The sequence below is a fragment of the Myceligenerans cantabricum genome (genome assembly GCF_054777735.1).
In genome coordinates, this window is record NZ_BAAHAJ010000005.1 from 28614 (window position 1) to 44827 (window position 16214).

Below are 16214 nucleotides of genomic sequence, written 5' to 3' on the forward strand. Positions count from 1 at the left end.
GTGGCACGGTTCTGCGGACCTACGGCGTAGTTGTTACCAGCTGCTCTTGGTGACGCCGGGGAGCTCGCCACGGTGGGCCATCTCCCGCAAGCAGATACGGCACAGGCCGAACTTGCGGTACACGGAGTGCGGACGACCGCACCGCTGGCACCGGGTGTAGGCACGGACGGCGAACTTGGGCTTGGCGTTCGCCTTGTTGATCAGGGCCTTCTTCGCCATGTCAGTTCTCCTTGAAGGGGAAACCGAGACGGCGGAGCAGAGAGCGGCCCTCGTCGTCCGTGGTCGCCGTGGTCACGATCGTGATGTCCATACCGCGGACACGGTCGATCTTGTCCTGGTTGATCTCGTGGAACATCGACTGCTCCGTGAGACCGAACGTGTAGTTCCCGTTGCCGTCGAACTGCTTCGGCGACAGGCCACGGAAGTCGCGGATGCGCGGCAGCGCGATCGACAGCAGGCGGTCGAGGAACTCCCACATGCGGTCGCCGCGGAGCGTGGTGTGCGCACCGATCGGCATGCCCTCGCGCAGCTTGAACTGCGCGATCGACTTCTTGGCACGAGCGACCTGCGGCTTCTGGCCGGTGATCGCGGTGAGGTCGCGGATCGCGCCCTCGATCAGCTTGGAGTCCTTCGCGGCGTCACCGACACCCATGTTGACGACGATCTTCGTGAGACCGCCGGCCTGGTGGATGTTCTTGTGGCCGAACTCCTCGACCAGCGCCGGGAGGATGTCCTCGCGGTACTTCTGCTTGAGGCGCGGCTGGGCCGGGGCCTCGATGGTGGTCTCGCTCATCAGTCGATGTCCTTCCCGGAGCGCTTGGCCACGCGGACGCGCACGGTCTTGGTGCGGCCCTCGCGGTCGACCTCCTCGAGGCGGTACCCGACCCGGGTGCCCTTCTTGGTCTCCGGGTCGACGACCATCACGTTGCTCAGGTGGATCGACGCCTCGACCGTCTCGATACCACCGGTACGAGTGCCGCGCTGCGACTGGCCCATCTTGGTGTGCTTGGTGACGCGCTGGACGCCCTCGACCACGACGCGGTCGCGGTCCTTGATGACCTCGAGCACGCGGCCGGTCTTGCCCTTGTCCTTGCCCGAGATGACGAGGACCTGGTCACCCTTCTTGATCTTCGCCATGTTCAGAGCACCTCCGGAGCCAGCGAGATGATCTTCATGAAACGCTTGTCACGCAGCTCGCGGCCCACCGGGCCGAAGATGCGGGTGCCGCGAGGCTCGCCGTCGTTCTTGAGGATGACGGCGGCGTTCTCGTCGAACTTGATGTAGGAACCGTCCGGACGACGGCGCTCCTTGGCGGTGCGGACGACGACGGCCTTGACGACCTCGCCCTTCTTGACGTTCCCACCCGGGATCGCGTCCTTGACGGTGGCGACGAACGTGTCGCCGATACCGGCGTAGCGACGGCCGGAGCCACCGAGAACGCGGATGCACAGAATCTCCTTGGCACCCGTGTTGTCGGCGACCCGAAGTCGCGACTCCTGCTGGATCATTTGAGTGATCTCCTTGCGTCGTGCTGGTTCTCACCCGCGAGGGTGAGCCTGGCCGAACGGATAAGTACTGTGTGGCTCCTTCGGTGAGCCGGTGGCGGCGGGACTCCCGCCCCGCCGCCGCGACCTCGCGAAGGTGTTACTTGGCCTTCTCCAGGACCGACACCAGCCGCCACCGCTTGGTGGCGGACAGGGGCCGCGTCTCCATGATCTCGACCAGGTCGCCGATGCCGGCAGTGTTCTCCTCGTCATGCGCCTTCACCTTGGTGGTGGTGCGCAGGACCTTGCCGTAGAGGGGGTGCTTCTTACGGTCCTCGACCTCGACGACGATGGTCTTGGCCATCTTGTCGCTGACGACGTAACCGCGGCGCACCTTGCGCGCGTTGCGCTCGGTCGTGGTTGCGACCTCTGTGTTCTCGCTCATCCTTGCCTCACTCACTCACGCTCGGAGCCGTACGGATGCCGAGCTCACGCTCGCGCAGGATCGTGTAGATCCGCGCGATGTCGCGGCGCACGGCCTTGAGACGGCCGTGGCTCTCCAGCTGACCGGTGGCCGACTGGAAACGGAGGTTGAAGAGCTCCTCCTTCGACTCCTTCAGCTTGGCGACGAGAGCCTCGTCGTCCATGCCGTCGAGGTCGACGGGCAGCATGCCCTTCGTACCGACTGTCATCAGATCGCACCCCCCTCACGGACCACGAAACGGCACTTCATCGGGAGCTTGTGGATCGCGCGACGCATGGCCTCGCGCGCGAGCTCCTCGTCGACACCGGCCAGCTCGAAGACGATGCGGCCGGGCTTGACGTTGGCGACCCACCACTCGGGCGAGCCCTTGCCGGAGCCCATGCGGACCTCGGCAGGCTTCTTGGTCAGCGGGCGGTCCGGGTAGATGTTGATCCAGACCTTGCCGCCACGCTTGATGTGGCGGGTCATCGCGATACGCGCCGCCTCGATCTGGCGGTTGGTGACGTAGGCCGGCTCGAGAGCCTGGATGCCGAAGTCACCGAACGCGATCTGCGTGCCACCCTTCGCGGCACCACTACGCTTCGGGTGGTGCTGCTTGCGGTGCTTGACCTTGCGCGGGATCAGCATGGTCAGGCCTCCGTTCCGGACTCTGCGGCCGGCGCGGCCGGGGCCTCCGCCGCAGCTGCGGCGGGAGCTGCCTCGGGCTTGCGCTCGGCCGGACGCTCATTACGACGGCCACCACCGCGGCGGTCACCGCGGTCGCCACGGTCACCGCGGCCACGACCCTGACGGGGTGCGGCGGTGGCCTGCTGTGCGGCGAACTCCTTCTCGCTGATGTCGCCCTTGTAGATCCACACCTTCACGCCGATGCGGCCGAAGGTGGTGCGAGCCTCGAAGAAGCCGTAGTCGATGTACGCGCGAAGGGTGTGCAGCGGCACGCGACCCTCGCGGTAGAACTCGGAACGGCTCATCTCCGCGCCGCCCAGACGGCCGGCGACCTGCACGCGGATACCCTTCGCGCCGGCGCGCTGGGCGGACTGCATGCCCTTGCGCATCGCACGGCGGAAGGAGACACGGCTCGCGAGCTGCTCGGCAATGCCCTGAGCAACGAGCTGAGCCTCGATCTCCGCGTTCTTGACCTCGAGGATGTTGAGCTGGACCTGCTTGCCCGTGAGCTTCTCGAGCTCGCCGCGGATGCGGTCGGCCTCGGCGCCACGCCGGCCGATCACGATGCCCGGACGCGCCGTGTGGATGTCCACGCGGACGCGGTCGCGGGTGCGCTCGATCTCGACCTTGGCGATGCCGGCCCGCTCGAGGCCGGTGCTCATGAGCTTGCGGATCGCGACGTCCTCACGGACGTAGTCGCGGTACCGCTGACCGGGCTTCGTGCTGTCGGCGAACCACCGCGACTTGTGGTCGGTGGTGATGCCCAGGCGGTACCCGTGCGGGTGAACCTTCTGACCCACTGTCAGGCCCCTTCCTTGTCGGCGAGCACCACGGTGATGTGGCTCGTGCGCTTGAGGATCCGGTTCGCGCGGCCCTGCGCCCGCGGCCGGAACCGCTTGAGCGTCGGGCCTTCGTCGACGAACGCCTCCTTGATGACCAGTTCGTCCTCGACGAACCGGACGCTGTCCCGGTCGGCCTTCACTCGCGCGTTCGCGATGGCACTCTCGACGACCTTCCGGATCGGCTCTGCAGGCGACTGCGGTGCGAACTTCAGCACCGCAACGGCCTCCTGAGCCTGCTTGCCACGGATGAGGTCGATGACGCGCCGGGCCTTCTGGGGCGTGACACGGACGAACCGCGCCTGCGCCTTGGCTTCCATTGCTGTCCTGCTTCCTTTTCTCAGACAGTCCGGGTTGTCGCTTCGCTGTGCGAGGGCATGTGCCCTGCGCTCAGCGGCGACGACCCTTCTTGTCGTCCTTCACGTGGCCGCGGAAGGTCCGCGTGGGAGCGAACTCGCCGAGCTTGTGGCCGACCATCGACTCGGTGACGAACACCGGGACGTGCTTCCGACCATCGTGCACAGCAAGTGTGTGGCCCAGGAAGTCGGGCGTGACGACCGACCGACGGGACCAGGTCTTGATGACGGTCTTGGTCCCCTTCTCGTTCTGGGCGTCCACCTTCTTCTGCAGGTGGTCGTCGACGAAGGGGCCCTTCTTCAGGCTACGAGGCATCAGTCAGGCTCCTATCAGCGCTTCTTGCCGGTACGGCGGCGGCGGACGATCAGCTTGTCGCTCGCCTTCTTCGGGCGGCGGGTACGTCCCTCGGGCTGGCCCCAGGGGCTCACCGGGTGGCGGCCACCGGACGTCTTGCCCTCACCACCACCGTGCGGGTGGTCGATCGGGTTCATGACCACACCGCGGACGGTCGGGCGCTTGCCCTTCCAGCGGTTACGGCCGGCCTTGCCCCAGTTGATGTTCGACTGCTCGGCGTTGCCGACCTCGCCGACCGTGGCGCGGCAGCGCAGGTCGACGTTGCGGATCTCGCCGGACGGCATGCGCAGCTGCGCGTACGGACCGTCCTTCGCGACCAGCTGCACCGAGGCGCCGGCCGAGCGAGCGATCTTCGCGCCGCCGCCGGGCCGCAGCTCGACAGCGTGGAGGACCGTACCGGTGGGGATGTTGCGCATCGGCAGGTTGTTGCCCGGCTTGATGTCCGCGCCGGCCCCCGCCTCGACGGCGTCACCCTGGCTCAGCTTGTTCGGCGCGATGATGTAGCGCTTCTCGCCGTCCGCGTAGTGCAGCAGCGCGATGCGAGCCGTGCGGTTCGGGTCGTACTCGATGTGAGCGACCTTGGCCGGCACACCGTCCTTGTCGTGGCGACGGAAGTCGATGACGCGGTAAGCGCGCTTGTGACCGCCGCCCTTGTGACGCGTCGTGATGCGACCGGAGTTGTTGCGGCCACCCGTCTTGGACAGCGGGCGGAGCAGCGACTTCTCCGGCTGCGAGCGCGTGATCTCGACGAAGTCGGCGACGCTGCCGCCGCGGCGGCCCGGCGTCGTCGGCTTGTACTTACGGATTCCCATGGGGATCTGTCCTCAATCTGCTCTCGTCCGGCTCAGCCGACCGGCCCGCCGAAGATGTCGATCGACCCCTCGCGGAGGGTGACGATCGCACGCTTGGTGTCCTTGCGCTTGCCAAGGCCGTAACGCGTGCGACGCGTCTTGCCCTTGCGGTTGATCGTGTTCACCGAAGCGACCTTGACGTCGAAGACCTTCTCGATGGCGATCTTGATCTCGGTCTTGTTCGCGTTCGGGTCCACGATGAAGGTGTACTTGCCCTCGTCGAGGAGGTTGTAGCTCTTCTCGGAGACGACCGGCGCGATCAGGATGTCGCGCGGGTCCTTCTGCACGGTGGTCACTTGGCGTCCTCCTCGGCGGCGGCAACGGCCTCGGACTCGGTCGCGACGGCCTTCGCACCCTTGCCCGCGGCAGGACCCGCGAGGAACGCGGACAGCGCGGACTCGGTGAAGATCACGTCGTCCGCGACGAGCACGTCGTAGGTGTTGAGCTGATCGGCGACGAGCACGTGCACCTCGGCCACGTTGCGCAGGGACCGGCGCGAGACCTCGTCCGAGCGATCCATCACGACGAGCACGTGCTCGCGCGAGGTCAGGGACTTGATCGAGGCGAGCGCCGTCTTCGTGGAGGGCGTGCCGTCGATGCCGAAACCGGACACGACGTGCACGCGGCCCGCACGGGCGCGGTCCGAGAGGGCACCGCGGAGCGCGGCGGCCTTCATCTTCTTCGGGGTGCGCTGCTCGTACGAGCGCGGCTGCGGGCCGTGGACGACGCCACCGCCGGCGAACTGCGGGGCGCGCGTCGAACCCTGGCGGGCGCGACCGGTGCCCTTCTGCTTGTACGGCTTCCTGCCACCACCGCGGACCTCGCCGCGGGTCTTGGTGGAGTGCGTACCCTGGCGGGCCGCCGCGCGCTGCGCGACAACCACCTGGTGAATCAGCGGGACGTTCACGGCGACGTCGAAGACCTCGGCGGGGAGCTCCGCCTTGCCCGACTTCTTCCCGGACGCGTCAAGCACGTCGACGGTCAGTGCGGCCATTGGTGTCACGCTCCCTTCGCGGCGGTACGGACGAGGACGACGCCACCCTTGGTGCCGGGAACCGCGCCCTTGACGAGCAGCAGACCCTTCTCGGCGTCGACCGCGTGGACGGTCAGGTTCTGGACGGTCTTGCGGGCGTTGCCCATACGACCGGCCATCCGCAGGCCCTTGAACACGCGCGAGGGCGTCGAAGCGCCACCGATCGAGCCGGGCTTGCGGTGGTTGCGGTGCGAACCGTGCGAGGCGCCCACGCCGTGGAAGCCGTGGCGCTTCATGACACCGGCGGTGCCCTTGCCCTTGGTCGTGCCGGTCACGTCGACCACGGTGCCGGCCTCGAAGGCCTCGGCGGTGATCTCCTGACCCAGCGCGAACTCGCCGGAGTCCCCGGTGCGCACCTCGGCCACGTGACGGCGCGGCGTCACGCCGGCCTTGTCGAAGTGGCCCTTCATAGGCTTGGTGACCTTGCGGGGGTCGATCTGCCCGTACGCGAGCTGGACGGCGGCATAGCCGTCCGCCTCCTCGGTACGGACCTGGGTCACGACGTTCGTGCCCACGGACACGACCGTGACCGGCACGAGGCGCCCCGCCTCGTCCCAGGTCTGGGTCATGCCGAGCTTCGTCCCGAGCACCGCGGTCACATTCTTCTGCTGGTTGGTCATGGTGATGTCCTCCAGCCTCAGAGCTTGATCTCGATGTTCACGTCCGCCGGCAGGTCGAGACGCATGAGCGAATCGACAGCCTTCGGCGTCGGGTCGACGATGTCGATGAGCCGCTTGTGCGTACGCATCTCGAAGTGCTCGCGGCTGTCCTTGTACTTGTGAGGCGACCGGATGACGGTGAAGACATTCTTCTCCGTCGGCAGCGGCACCGGGCCCACGACCGTCGCACCAGCGCGAGTGACCGTGTCGACGATCTTGCGCGCCGAGCTGTCGATCACCTCGTGGTCGTAGGACTTGAGCCGGATGCGGATCTTCTGTCCCGCCATGGCGTCGTCTGACTCTCTCTCTCGAACCGCTACTGTCCGACCCCCGCGCTCGGGCGTGTCGCGCAATGCGACGTAACCGTGCACATGCGCTAACCCGGGGTGGGGCCGTTGGGAAGTGATCTCACACGAGTGAACTCGTACGGACCACGACGTTTGCCGAGCCTGCTCGGAACAGTGCCGCCGGCGATACCGATGGCGTGTGCTCCGCGGGGCGCATTCCTGGCGTCGAAAATCAGACGCAAAACCCGCGGACTCCCCCTGGGGGAGAGGACCGCCCGGCCAACTCGGTGACCGTGGCTTCGCACACTGTTCGATACAAGAAAGAGCGCGCCCGTGACAGGCAACTACTCAAGTCTGCCACACGATTCCGCGGAACTCCAAGCGGAGGTGGTGTGACGTGCGCCCGGCATGCTCGCCGGGCGCGGATCGGGCCCGCCGACCACAGCCGAGGGCCCGGACGCCGAAGCATCCGGGCCCTCGGTGAGCCGTCAGGCAGAGATCACTTGAGGATCTTGGTGACGCGGCCGGAACCGACCGTGCGGCCACCCTCACGGATGGCGAAGCCGAGGCCGTCCTCCATGGCGATCGGCTGGATCAGCTCGACCGTCATCTCGGTGTTGTCGCCCGGCATGACCATCTCGGTGCCCTCGGGCAGCTGGATGACGCCGGTGACGTCCGTGGTGCGGAAGTAGAACTGCGGGCGGTAGTTCGAGAAGAACGGGTTGTGACGGCCGCCCTCGTCCTTGCCCAGGATGTAGACCTGCGCCTCGAAGTTGGTGTGCGGCGTGATCGAACCCGGCTTCACGACGACCTGGCCGCGCTCGACGTCCTCGCGCTTGGTGCCGCGCAGCAGCAGACCGGTGTTGTCGCCGGCCTGCGCCTGGTCCATCTGCTTGTGGAACGTCTCGATACCGGTGACCGTGGTCTTCTGCGGCTCGCGGATACCCACGATCTCGACCTCGGAGTTGATGTCGAGCTTGCCGCGCTCCACCTTGCCGGTGACGACGGTGCCGCGACCGGTGATCGTGAAGACGTCCTCGATCGGCATCAGGAACGGCTTGTCGAGGTCGCGCTGCGGCTCCGGGACGTTCTCGTCGACGGCGTCCATCAGCTCGACGACCTTCGCGGTCCACTCGTCGTCGCCCTCGAGCGCCTTGAGGCCCGAGACGCGGACCACCGGGACGTCGTCGCCGGGGAAGTCCTGCGACGACAGCAGCTCGCGGACCTCCATCTCGACGAGCTCGAGGAGCTCCTCGTCCTCGACCATGTCGGCCTTGTTCAGCGCCACGAGCAGGTAGGGCACGCCCACCTGGCGGGCGAGCAGAACGTGCTCACGCGTCTGGGCCATCGGACCGTCGGTCGCGGCGACCACCAGGATCGCGCCGTCCATCTGGGCGGCACCGGTGATCATGTTCTTGATGTAGTCGGCGTGACCGGGAGCGTCGACGTGCGCGTAGTGCCGCTTCGGCGTCTCGTACTCGATGTGCGCGATGTTGATCGTGATACCGCGCTGCTTCTCCTCCGGCGCGGCGTCGATCGTGTCGAACGCCTGCGCGGTGTTCGCCGGAAGGTCCGGGTACTTGTCCGCAAGCGTCTTCGAGATCGCGGCGGTCAGCGTCGTCTTACCGTGGTCGACGTGACCGATCGTGCCGATGTTGACGTGCGGCTTGGTCCGCTCGAACTTGGCCTTAGCCACTTGGGTCCTCCTGGGACTTGGGTAGATGTTCCGAACGTTGCGGATGTCGGCGAGACAGCCTACAACCGCGGGGCGTCGGGCTTCCTACAGGTTGGTAGTACGGTTCGACCTGTGGGGACTCACTCGCCCCGGGTCTTCTTGATGATCTCCTCGGCGACTGCCTTGGGGACCTCGGCGTAGCTGTCGAACTGCATCGAGTACACGGCGCGCCCCTGGGTCTTGGACCGCAGGTCACCGATGTACCCGAACATCTCGCTCAACGGTACGTTGGCGCGGACCACCTTGACACCGGTGGCGTCCTCCATGGACTGGATCATCCCACGGCGTGAGTTCAGGTCACCGATCACGTCGCCCATGTACTCCTCGGGCGTGCGGACCTCGACGGCCATCACGGGCTCGAGCAGGACCGGGTCGGCCCGCCTGACGCCCTCCTTGAAGACCATCGAACCGGCGATCTTGAACGCCATCTCCGAGGAGTCGACGTCGTGGTACGCGCCGTCGAGCAGCGTCGCCTTCACACCGACCACCGGGAACCCGGCCAGCACGCCCTGCTCCATGGCCGACTGGATGCCCGCGTCCACCGACGGGATGTACTCGCGCGGGATGCGACCACCGGTGACCTCGTTGGAGAACTCGTAGAGCTCGCCGTCCGTGGTCTCCAGCGGCTCGAAGGTCACGAGGACCTTCGCGAACTGGCCCGAGCCACCCGTCTGCTTCTTGTGCGTGTAGTCGATCTTCTCCGCCTTGCGACGGATCGTCTCGCGGTACGCCACCTGTGGCTTACCGACGTTCGCCTCGACCTTGAACTCGCGGCGCATGCGGTCCACGAGGATGTCGAGGTGGAGCTCGCCCATACCGCCGACGACGGTCTGGCCGGTCTCCTCGTCCAACGAGATGCGATACGTCGGGTCCTCGTCGAGGAGCTTCTGGATCGCCGTGGACATCTTTTCCTGGTCGGCCTTCGTCTTCGGCTCGATCGCCACGTCGATGACGGGCTCCGGGAAGGACATCGACTCCAGGATCACCTGGCTGCCCGGGTCGCTCAGGGTGTCACCCGTGGTGACGTCCTTGAGGCCGATGAACGCGTAGATGTGGCCCGCCTGGGCCTCCTCGACCGGGTTCTCCTTGTTGGAGTGCATCTGGAACATCTTCCCGATGCGCTCCTTCTTGCCCTTGGTGGTGTTGAACACCTGGGCACCCTGGGAGACCTTGCCGGAGTACACGCGCACATAGGTGAGCTTGCCGAAGAACGGGTGGGTCGCGACCTTGAAGGCCAGGCCCGAGAAAGGCTCCGTCGCGTCGGCGTGACGCTCGACGACCTTCTCCGCGTCCTTGACGTCGTGGCCCTGGATGGAGGGCACGTCGAGCGGGGTCGGCAGGTAGTCGATCACCGCGTCGAGCATGGGCTGCACGCCCTTGTTCTTGTACGCGGAACCGCAGAGCACCGGGAAGGCCGCGGACGAGATGACCAGCTTGCGGATGCCCGCCTTGATCTCTTCCTTGGTCAGCGCCTCGCCGACGAGGTACTTCTCCATCAGCTCGTCGTCCGCCTCCGCGACGGCCTCGACGAGCTCCTCACGGTACTGCTCGGCCTTCTCCTGGAGATCGGCCGGGATGTCCTCGACCTCGTACGACTCACCCAGCTTCGTGTCACCGCGCCAGGTGAGCGCCTTCATCTCGACGAGGTCGACGATGCCCTCGAAGTCGTTCTCCGCGCCGATCGGCAGCTGGATCACGAGGGGCTTCGCCTTGAGGCGGTTCACGATGGTGTCGACGGTGAAGTAGAAGTCCGCGCCGAGCTTGTCCATCTTGTTGACGAAGCAGATGCGCGGGACGTCGTACTTGTCGGCCTGGCGCCACACCGTCTCGGACTGCGGCTCCACGCCTTCCTTGCCGTCGAACACCGCGACGGCACCGTCGAGCACGCGCAGCGAGCGCTCCACCTCGACGGTGAAGTCGACGTGACCCGGCGTGTCGATGATGTTGATCTGGTTGTCGTTCCAGTAGCACGTCGTCGCGGCGGACGTGATCGTGATGCCGCGCTCCTGCTCCTGGGCCATCCAGTCCATCGTCGACGCGCCGTCGTGCGTCTCACCGATCTTGTAGTTCACACCCGTGTAGAACAGGATGCGCTCGGTCGTAGTGGTCTTGCCGGCATCGATGTGGGCCATGATGCCGATGTTGCGGACCTTGTTCAGGTCGGTCAGCACGTCGAGTGCCACGGTCTCTTACCCCTCTGTGGGTCGGGTCCGGATTCCGGATCCACCGAAGGCCCCGGTGGTGACCGGGGCCGTTCGGAGCAATTGTTACCAGCGGTAGTGCGCGAAGGCCTTGTTGGACTCGGCCATCTTGTGCATGTCCTCGCGACGCTTGACCGCCGCACCGAGACCGTTCGACGCGTCGAGGATCTCGTTCATCAGACGCTCGGTCATCGTCTTCTCACGGCGGGCCCGCGAGAAGTCGGTGAGCCAGCGCAGCGCGAGCGTCGTGGAGCGCGAGGGGCGCACCTCGACCGGCACCTGGTAGGTGGCGCCACCGACACGGCGGGAGCGCACCTCGAGCGCCGGACGGACGTTGTCGAGCGCGCGCTTCAGCACGACGACCGGGTCCTGGTCCGTCTTGCTCCGAACACCCTCGAGGGCGCCGTACACGATCGCCTCGGCGGTGGACTTCTTGCCGTCCAGCAGCACCTTGTTGATCAGCTGGGTGACGACCGGGGATCCGTAGACCGGGTCGACGATGAGCGGCCGCTTCGGGGCCGGTCCCTTGCGGGGCATCAGCTCTTCTCCTTCTTGGCGCCGTACTTGGAGCGAGCCTGCTGACGGCCCTTCACGCCCTGCGTGTCGAGGGCACCGCGGATGATCTTGTAGCGCACACCCGGAAGGTCCTTCACACGGCCGCCGCGCACGAGCACGATCGAGTGCTCCTGCAGGTTGTGGCCGACACCGGGGATGTACGCCGTGACCTCGATGCCGGTGGAGAGCTTGACGCGCGCCACCTTGCGGAGGGCAGAGTTCGGCTTCTTGGGGGTGGTGGTGTACACGCGCGTGCACACGCCGCGCCGCTGGGGGGAACCCGTGAGGGCCGGGGTCTTGGACTTCCCGGCCTTCGAGTTCCGGCCCTTGCGGACGAGCTGTTGGATCGTAGGCACTACGTCTCCGTCGTCTCTCGAGCTGGTGGTGCCGGCGGGTGCCGCCGACGCCGTCATTGGTCTGTGGCTGGTGCGTGCCGATCGCACGCGGCACCCGCGGCCCTCACGGGTCCGCAACGCCACCTACCACCGGCTCGATGGCCCGGTCCGTCTCACCGGCAGCGCACGAAGGTGCTGCGGGAGGCTTCTCCGGGATGCCTGCGCACTCACGTCGACCGCTCCAGTCGGCTCGCGACGAGGCGATCCGCAGGATTGTGCGGCCAGACGGCGCTGGCACGTTGAACAAGGCTACCCGCGGCCCCGCAGGGGGTCAAAACGAATTGCTTGTGAGGTTGATGACCCCCGGCGCCCGACGGCGGTCGTGGTCGCGTTCCGTGCGGAACGCGACCACGACCGCCGTCGGGCCGGACGCCAGGATCAGCGGAAGTCGCCGAAGTCCAGGTCCTCCAGCGGGATCGCCTCGCCCGAGCCCATACCGAGGGTCGGGAAGTCGATGTCGTCGTACCCGAAGCTCGGGTACAGCTCCGCCTTGGCCTGCTCGGTCGGCTCGACCTCCACGTTCCGGTAGCGGGACAGGCCCGTGCCGGAGGGGATGAGCTTACCGATGATGACGTTCTCCTTGAGGCCGAGCAGCGGGTCCCGCCGGCCACTCATCGACGCCTCGGTGAGCACGCGGGTGGTCTCCTGGAAGGAGGCCGCCGAGAGCCACGAGTCCGTCGCGAGCGACGCCTTGGTGATACCCATCAGCTCGGGACGGCCGGCGGCCGGCTGGCCACCCTCCGCCACGGCCTTGCGGTTCGCGTCCTCGAAGCGGATGCGCTCGGCGAGCTCACCCGGCAGGAGGGCGGAGTCGCCCGAGTCCAGCACGGTCACGCGACGCAGCATCTGCCGCACGATGACCTCGATGTGCTTGTCGTGGATGTCCACGCCCTGCGAACGGTAGGTCTCCTGGACCTGCTCCACCAGGTGGCTCTGCGTGGCACGCGGGCCGAGGATGCGCAGCACCTTCTTCGGGTCGACGGCACCCTTGACGAACTGGGTACCGACCGACACGTGGTCGCCGTCGTGCACGAGCAGCGTCGCGCGCTTGGTGACCGGGTACCTGATCTCCTCGGCACCGTCGTCCGGCTTGAGGACGATGTGCCGCGTGCGCTCCGTGTCCTCGATCGCGATCGTGCCGGTGAACTCCGCGATCGGCGCCTCACCCTTCGGGGTACGGGCCTCGAAGAGCTCGGTGACGCGCGGCAGACCCTGCGTGATGTCCTCTGCGGCGGCCACACCACCGGTGTGGAACGTACGCATCGTCAGCTGGGTGCCGGGCTCACCGATGGACTGCGCCGCGATGATGCCCACGGCCTCGCCGATGTCCACGAGCTTGCCCGTGGCCAGGGAGCGGCCGTAGCACTTGGCGCAGGCACCGACGCGGGACTCGCAGGTGAGCACCGAGCGCACCTTGGCGTCGACCACGCCTGCCGCGACGACGGCCGCGATGGCCACGTCGCCGCAGTCCTCGCCGGCGCCCGCCACGACGTTCCCGTCCGCGTCCGTGACGTCGGTCGCGAAGGTACGACCGTAGACGCTCGTCTCCACCAGCGGGTGCGGGACCAGCGAACCGTCGTCGAGCTTCTCGGCGACCGGGTGGGTCAGACCACGCTGCGTGCCGCAGTCCTCCTCGCGGATGATCACGTCCTGCGACACGTCCACCAGACGACGGGTCAGGTAACCCGAGTCCGCCGTACGGAGGGCCGTGTCGGCGAGGCCCTTACGGGCACCGTGCGTCGCGATGAAGTACTCGAGGACTGACAGGCCCTCGCGGTAGTTGGACTTGATCGGGCGCGGGATGATCTCGCCCTTCGGGTTCGCCACGAGACCGCGCATACCGGCGATCTGACGGACCTGCATCCAGTTACCACGGGCGCCCGAGCCCACCATGCGGAGCACGGTGTTGCGCGGGTTCGACTCGAGGTTCTCGCGCATGACGTGCGCGACCTTGTCGGTCGCCTGGGTCCACAGCTCGATGAGCTCCTGACGGCGCTCGTCGTCCGTGATCAGACCACGCTCGAACTGCTGCTGCACCTTGAGGGCACGCGCCTCGTGGCTCTCGAGGATCTCGCCCTTCTCCACGGGAGCGGCCACGTCGCTGATCGCGATGGTGACGCCCGAGCGCGTCGCCCAGTGGTAGCCGGCGTCCTTCAGCGCGTCCAGCGCCGCCGCGACCTCGACCTTCGGGTAGCGCTCGGCGAGGTCGTTCACGATCGCCGAGAGGCGCTTCTTGTCGGCCACACCGTTCTCATACGGGTAGTCGACCGGCAGCGTCTCGTTGAAGAGGTAGCGGCCGAGCGTCGTCTCGTACAGGATCGCCTGGCCCTCCTCCCACCCCTCGGGGGTCTCGAAGCCCTTCGGCGGCACCAGGTCGTCGATCCGCAGCTTGATGACCGCGTTGACGTCCAGCTCGTGACGGTCGAACGCCATGAGCGCCTCGGCCACCGACGCGAACGCACGGCCCTCGCCGATCGCGCCCGGACGGTCGCTCGTCAGGTGGTGCAGACCGATGATCATGTCCTGCGAGGGCATGGTCACCGGACGGCCGTCCGACGGCTTGAGGATGTTGTTGCTGGAGAGCATGAGGATGCGGGCCTCGGCCTGCGCCTCCGCGCTCAGCGGCAGGTGGACCGCCATCTGGTCACCGTCGAAGTCCGCGTTGAACGCGGCGCACACGAGCGGGTGCAGGTGGATGGCCTTGCCCTCGACGAGCTGCGGCTCGAACGCCTGGATACCCAGGCGGTGCAGCGTCGGCGCGCGGTTCAGCAGGACGGGGTGCTCGGTGATGACCTCTTCGAGCACGTCCCACACGACCGGGCGGGTGCGCTCGACCATGCGCTTCGCCGACTTGATGTTCTGCGCGTGGTTCAGCTCGACCAGGCGCTTCATGACGAACGGCTTGAACAGCTCGAGGGCCATCTGCTTGGGCAGACCGCACTGGTGCAGCTTGAGCTGCGGGCCGACGACGATGACCGAACGGCCCGAGTAGTCGACGCGCTTGCCGAGCAGGTTCTGACGGAACCGGCCCTGCTTGCCCTTGAGCATGTCGGAGATCGACTTCAGCGGGCGGTTGCCCGGGCCCGTGACCGGCCGGCCACGGCGGCCGTTGTCGAACAGCGAGTCCACGGCCTCCTGGAGCATCCGCTTCTCGTTGTTGACGATGATCTCGGGCGCGCCGAGGTCCAGGAGCCGCTTGAGGCGGTTGTTCCGGTTGATCACGCGGCGGTACAGGTCGTTGAGGTCCGACGTCGCGAAGCGGCCACCGTCGAGCTGCACCATCGGGCGCAGGTCCGGCGGGATGACCGGGACGGCGTCGAGCACCATCGCCGTCGGCGAGTTCGTCGTGGTGAGGAACGCGTTGACGACCTTCAGGCGCTTGAGCGCGCGCGTCTTGCGCTGTCCCTTGCCCGTGCGGATGGTCTCCTTCAGCGACTCGGACTCGGCGTCCAGGTCGAAGGTCTCCAGGCGCTTCTGGATCGCCGCGGCGCCCATCGAGCCCTCGAAGTACGTGCCGTAGCGGTCCTGCAGGGCGCGGTACAGCAGCTCGTCGCCCTCGAGGTCGGCGACCTTGAGGTTCTTGAAGCGGTCCCAGACCTGCTCCAGACGGTCGAGCTCCTGGTCCGCGCGCTTGCGAAGCTGGGCCATCTCGCGCTCGGCGGAGTCGCGCACCTTGCGGCGCGCGTCGGCCTTGGCACCCTCGGCCTCCAGCTCGGCGAGATCCTGCTCGAGCTTGGTGGCCCGGGAGTTGATCTCGTTGTCCCGGCGGTCCGTGATCTCCTTCTTCTCGAGGTCGATCTCGTTCTGCAGGTTGGGCAGGTCCTCCTGGCGTGCCTCGTCGTCCACCGACACGATCATGTAGGCAGCGAAGTAGATGACCTTCTCCAGGTCCTTCGGTGCCAGGTCCAGCAGGTAGCCGAGCCGCGAGGGCACGCCCTTGAAGAACCAGATGTGCGTGACCGGGGCGGCCAGCTCGATGTGCGCCATGCGCTCACGGCGCACCTTGGAGCGCGTGACCTCCACGCCGCAGCGCTCGCAGATGATGCCCTTGAAGCGCACACGCTTGTACTTGCCGCAGTAGCACTCCCAGTCCCGGGTGGGGCCGAAGATCTTCTCGCAGAAGAGTCCGTCCTTCTCCGGCTTCAGGGTGCGGTAGTTGATGGTCTCGGGCTTCTTGACCTCGCCGTGCGACCAGGCGCGAATGTTGTCGGCCGTGGCGAGGCCGATGCGCAGCTCGTCGAAGATGTTGACGTCGAGCAAGGTGTCCTACTTCCTGAAGAGTTCTCGAAAAATCCTGTTGTTCCGGGACGGGCC

At 67.0% G+C, this 16214-nt stretch carries 20 protein-coding genes; all 20 read right to left on the reverse strand.

What is annotated here, in order from left to right; genetic code table 11:
• Positions 1-33: 33 nt before the first annotated feature.
• The 20 genes from ACYU96_RS05015 to ACYU96_RS05110 all read right to left on the reverse strand — a co-directional run bounded on the left by ACYU96_RS05015 (position 34) and on the right by ACYU96_RS05110 (position 16160).
• On the reverse strand, positions 34-219 hold the full coding sequence (locus ACYU96_RS05015; protein WP_013837851.1) for a type Z 30S ribosomal protein S14: 186 nt from the start codon (positions 217-219) through the stop codon (positions 34-36).
• A 1-nt stretch (position 220) separates the two neighbouring features.
• Positions 221-793, reverse strand: coding sequence for a 50S ribosomal protein L5 (gene rplE, locus ACYU96_RS05020; protein WP_460749755.1), 573 nt, complete (start codon positions 791-793; stop codon positions 221-223).
• Positions 793-1137: a 50S ribosomal protein L24 gene (gene rplX / locus ACYU96_RS05025; RefSeq protein ID WP_460749758.1), complete on the reverse strand. Its 345-nt coding sequence runs from the start codon at positions 1135-1137 to the stop codon at positions 793-795. The genes rplE and rplX overlap by 1 nt, the downstream gene beginning before the upstream one ends.
• Positions 1138-1139: 2 nt before the next feature.
• Complete coding sequence (rplN, locus tag ACYU96_RS05030; RefSeq protein ID WP_123815727.1) at positions 1140-1508, reverse strand: 50S ribosomal protein L14; 369 nt, start codon at positions 1506-1508, stop codon at positions 1140-1142.
• A gap of 136 nt (positions 1509-1644) precedes the next feature.
• Positions 1645-1929 carry a 30S ribosomal protein S17 gene (gene rpsQ / locus ACYU96_RS05035; protein WP_460749760.1) on the reverse strand — a complete coding sequence of 95 codons (285 nt, stop codon included), beginning with the start codon at positions 1927-1929 and terminating at the stop codon, positions 1645-1647.
• Positions 1930-1936: 7 nt separating this feature from the next.
• Positions 1937-2176, reverse strand: a complete 240-nt coding sequence (rpmC, locus tag ACYU96_RS05040; protein ID WP_460749763.1) for a 50S ribosomal protein L29 — start codon at positions 2174-2176, stop codon at positions 1937-1939.
• Positions 2176-2595: a 50S ribosomal protein L16 gene (rplP, locus tag ACYU96_RS05045; RefSeq protein WP_460749766.1), complete on the reverse strand. Its 420-nt coding sequence runs from the start codon at positions 2593-2595 to the stop codon at positions 2176-2178. Before rplP ends, rpmC begins: the two co-directional genes overlap by 1 nt.
• 2 nt (positions 2596-2597) lie before the next feature.
• Positions 2598-3434 (reverse strand): 30S ribosomal protein S3, encoded by an 837-nt coding sequence (gene rpsC, locus ACYU96_RS05050; RefSeq protein ID WP_460749769.1) that lies wholly within the window; start codon positions 3432-3434, stop codon positions 2598-2600.
• Positions 3435-3436: 2 nt separating this feature from the next.
• Positions 3437-3793 carry a 50S ribosomal protein L22 gene (rplV, locus tag ACYU96_RS05055; protein WP_201845204.1) on the reverse strand — a complete coding sequence of 119 codons (357 nt, stop codon included), beginning with the start codon at positions 3791-3793 and terminating at the stop codon, positions 3437-3439.
• A 70-nt stretch (positions 3794-3863) separates the two neighbouring features.
• Positions 3864-4145 (reverse strand): 30S ribosomal protein S19, encoded by a 282-nt coding sequence (gene rpsS / locus ACYU96_RS05060; protein WP_460749772.1) that lies wholly within the window; start codon positions 4143-4145, stop codon positions 3864-3866.
• A 14-nt stretch (positions 4146-4159) separates the two neighbouring features.
• The gene (gene rplB, locus ACYU96_RS05065) at positions 4160-4996 is read right to left on the reverse strand and encodes a 50S ribosomal protein L2 (RefSeq protein ID WP_460749775.1); all 837 of its coding nucleotides are present in this window, start codon (positions 4994-4996) and stop codon (positions 4160-4162) included.
• Between the two features lie 32 nt (positions 4997-5028).
• A complete protein-coding gene (gene rplW / locus ACYU96_RS05070; RefSeq protein ID WP_201845207.1) occupies positions 5029-5331 on the reverse strand; it encodes a 50S ribosomal protein L23 in 303 nt (100 codons plus the stop codon).
• Positions 5328-6029: a 50S ribosomal protein L4 gene (rplD, locus tag ACYU96_RS05075; protein WP_460749778.1), complete on the reverse strand. Its 702-nt coding sequence runs from the start codon at positions 6027-6029 to the stop codon at positions 5328-5330. Before rplD ends, rplW begins: the two co-directional genes overlap by 4 nt.
• Positions 6030-6034: 5 nt before the next feature.
• Positions 6035-6688 carry a 50S ribosomal protein L3 gene (gene rplC, locus ACYU96_RS05080; protein ID WP_460749780.1) on the reverse strand — a complete coding sequence of 218 codons (654 nt, stop codon included), beginning with the start codon at positions 6686-6688 and terminating at the stop codon, positions 6035-6037.
• 17 nt (positions 6689-6705) lie between these two features.
• Complete coding sequence (gene rpsJ, locus ACYU96_RS05085; protein WP_043498203.1) at positions 6706-7014, reverse strand: 30S ribosomal protein S10; 309 nt, start codon at positions 7012-7014, stop codon at positions 6706-6708.
• A 499-nt stretch (positions 7015-7513) separates the two neighbouring features.
• The gene (gene tuf / locus ACYU96_RS05090; protein ID WP_460749783.1) at positions 7514-8710 is read right to left on the reverse strand and encodes an elongation factor Tu; all 1197 of its coding nucleotides are present in this window, start codon (positions 8708-8710) and stop codon (positions 7514-7516) included.
• Positions 8711-8829: 119 nt separating this feature from the next.
• Positions 8830-10932, reverse strand: coding sequence for an elongation factor G (gene fusA, locus ACYU96_RS05095; RefSeq protein WP_460749786.1), 2103 nt, complete (start codon positions 10930-10932; stop codon positions 8830-8832).
• Between the two features lie 84 nt (positions 10933-11016).
• The gene (rpsG, locus tag ACYU96_RS05100) at positions 11017-11487 is read right to left on the reverse strand and encodes a 30S ribosomal protein S7 (RefSeq protein ID WP_460749788.1); all 471 of its coding nucleotides are present in this window, start codon (positions 11485-11487) and stop codon (positions 11017-11019) included.
• Positions 11487-11861, reverse strand: a complete 375-nt coding sequence (gene rpsL, locus ACYU96_RS05105) for a 30S ribosomal protein S12 (RefSeq protein ID WP_460749791.1) — start codon at positions 11859-11861, stop codon at positions 11487-11489. The genes rpsG and rpsL overlap by 1 nt, the downstream gene beginning before the upstream one ends.
• Positions 11862-12278: 417 nt before the next feature.
• Positions 12279-16160 (reverse strand): DNA-directed RNA polymerase subunit beta', encoded by a 3882-nt coding sequence (locus tag ACYU96_RS05110; RefSeq protein WP_460749794.1) that lies wholly within the window; start codon positions 16158-16160, stop codon positions 12279-12281.
• Positions 16161-16214 lie beyond the last annotated feature (54 nt).

Bases quoted from the DNA above. Each gene is read 5' to 3' on its own strand.
- ACYU96_RS05015 (WP_013837851.1), bottom strand. From the start codon at position 219: ATGGCGAAGAAGGCCCTGATCAACAAGGCGAACGCCAAGCCCAAGTTC.
- rplC (WP_460749780.1), bottom strand. From the start codon at position 6,688: ATGACCAACCAGCAGAAGAATGTGACCGCGGTGCTCGGGACGAAGCTC.
- rplE (WP_460749755.1), bottom strand. From the start codon at position 793: ATGAGCGAGACCACCATCGAGGCCCCGGCCCAGCCGCGCCTCAAGCAG.
- rplP (WP_460749766.1), bottom strand. From the start codon at position 2,595: ATGCTGATCCCGCGCAAGGTCAAGCACCGCAAGCAGCACCACCCGAAG.
- rplD (WP_460749778.1), bottom strand. From the start codon at position 6,029: ATGGCCGCACTGACCGTCGACGTGCTTGACGCGTCCGGGAAGAAGTCG.
- rpsG (WP_460749788.1), bottom strand. From the start codon at position 11,487: ATGCCCCGCAAGGGACCGGCCCCGAAGCGGCCGCTCATCGTCGACCCG.
- rplN (WP_123815727.1), bottom strand. From the start codon at position 1,508: ATGATCCAGCAGGAGTCGCGACTTCGGGTCGCCGACAACACGGGTGCC.
- rpsS (WP_460749772.1), bottom strand. From the start codon at position 4,145: ATGCCTCGTAGCCTGAAGAAGGGCCCCTTCGTCGACGACCACCTGCAG.
- rplB (WP_460749775.1), bottom strand. From the start codon at position 4,996: ATGGGAATCCGTAAGTACAAGCCGACGACGCCGGGCCGCCGCGGCGGC.
- rpsJ (WP_043498203.1), bottom strand. From the start codon at position 7,014: ATGGCGGGACAGAAGATCCGCATCCGGCTCAAGTCCTACGACCACGAG.
- rplV (WP_201845204.1), bottom strand. From the start codon at position 3,793: ATGGAAGCCAAGGCGCAGGCGCGGTTCGTCCGTGTCACGCCCCAGAAG.
- rplX (WP_460749758.1), bottom strand. From the start codon at position 1,137: ATGGCGAAGATCAAGAAGGGTGACCAGGTCCTCGTCATCTCGGGCAAG.
- rpmC (WP_460749763.1), bottom strand. From the start codon at position 2,176: ATGACAGTCGGTACGAAGGGCATGCTGCCCGTCGACCTCGACGGCATG.
- rpsQ (WP_460749760.1), bottom strand. From the start codon at position 1,929: ATGAGCGAGAACACAGAGGTCGCAACCACGACCGAGCGCAACGCGCGC.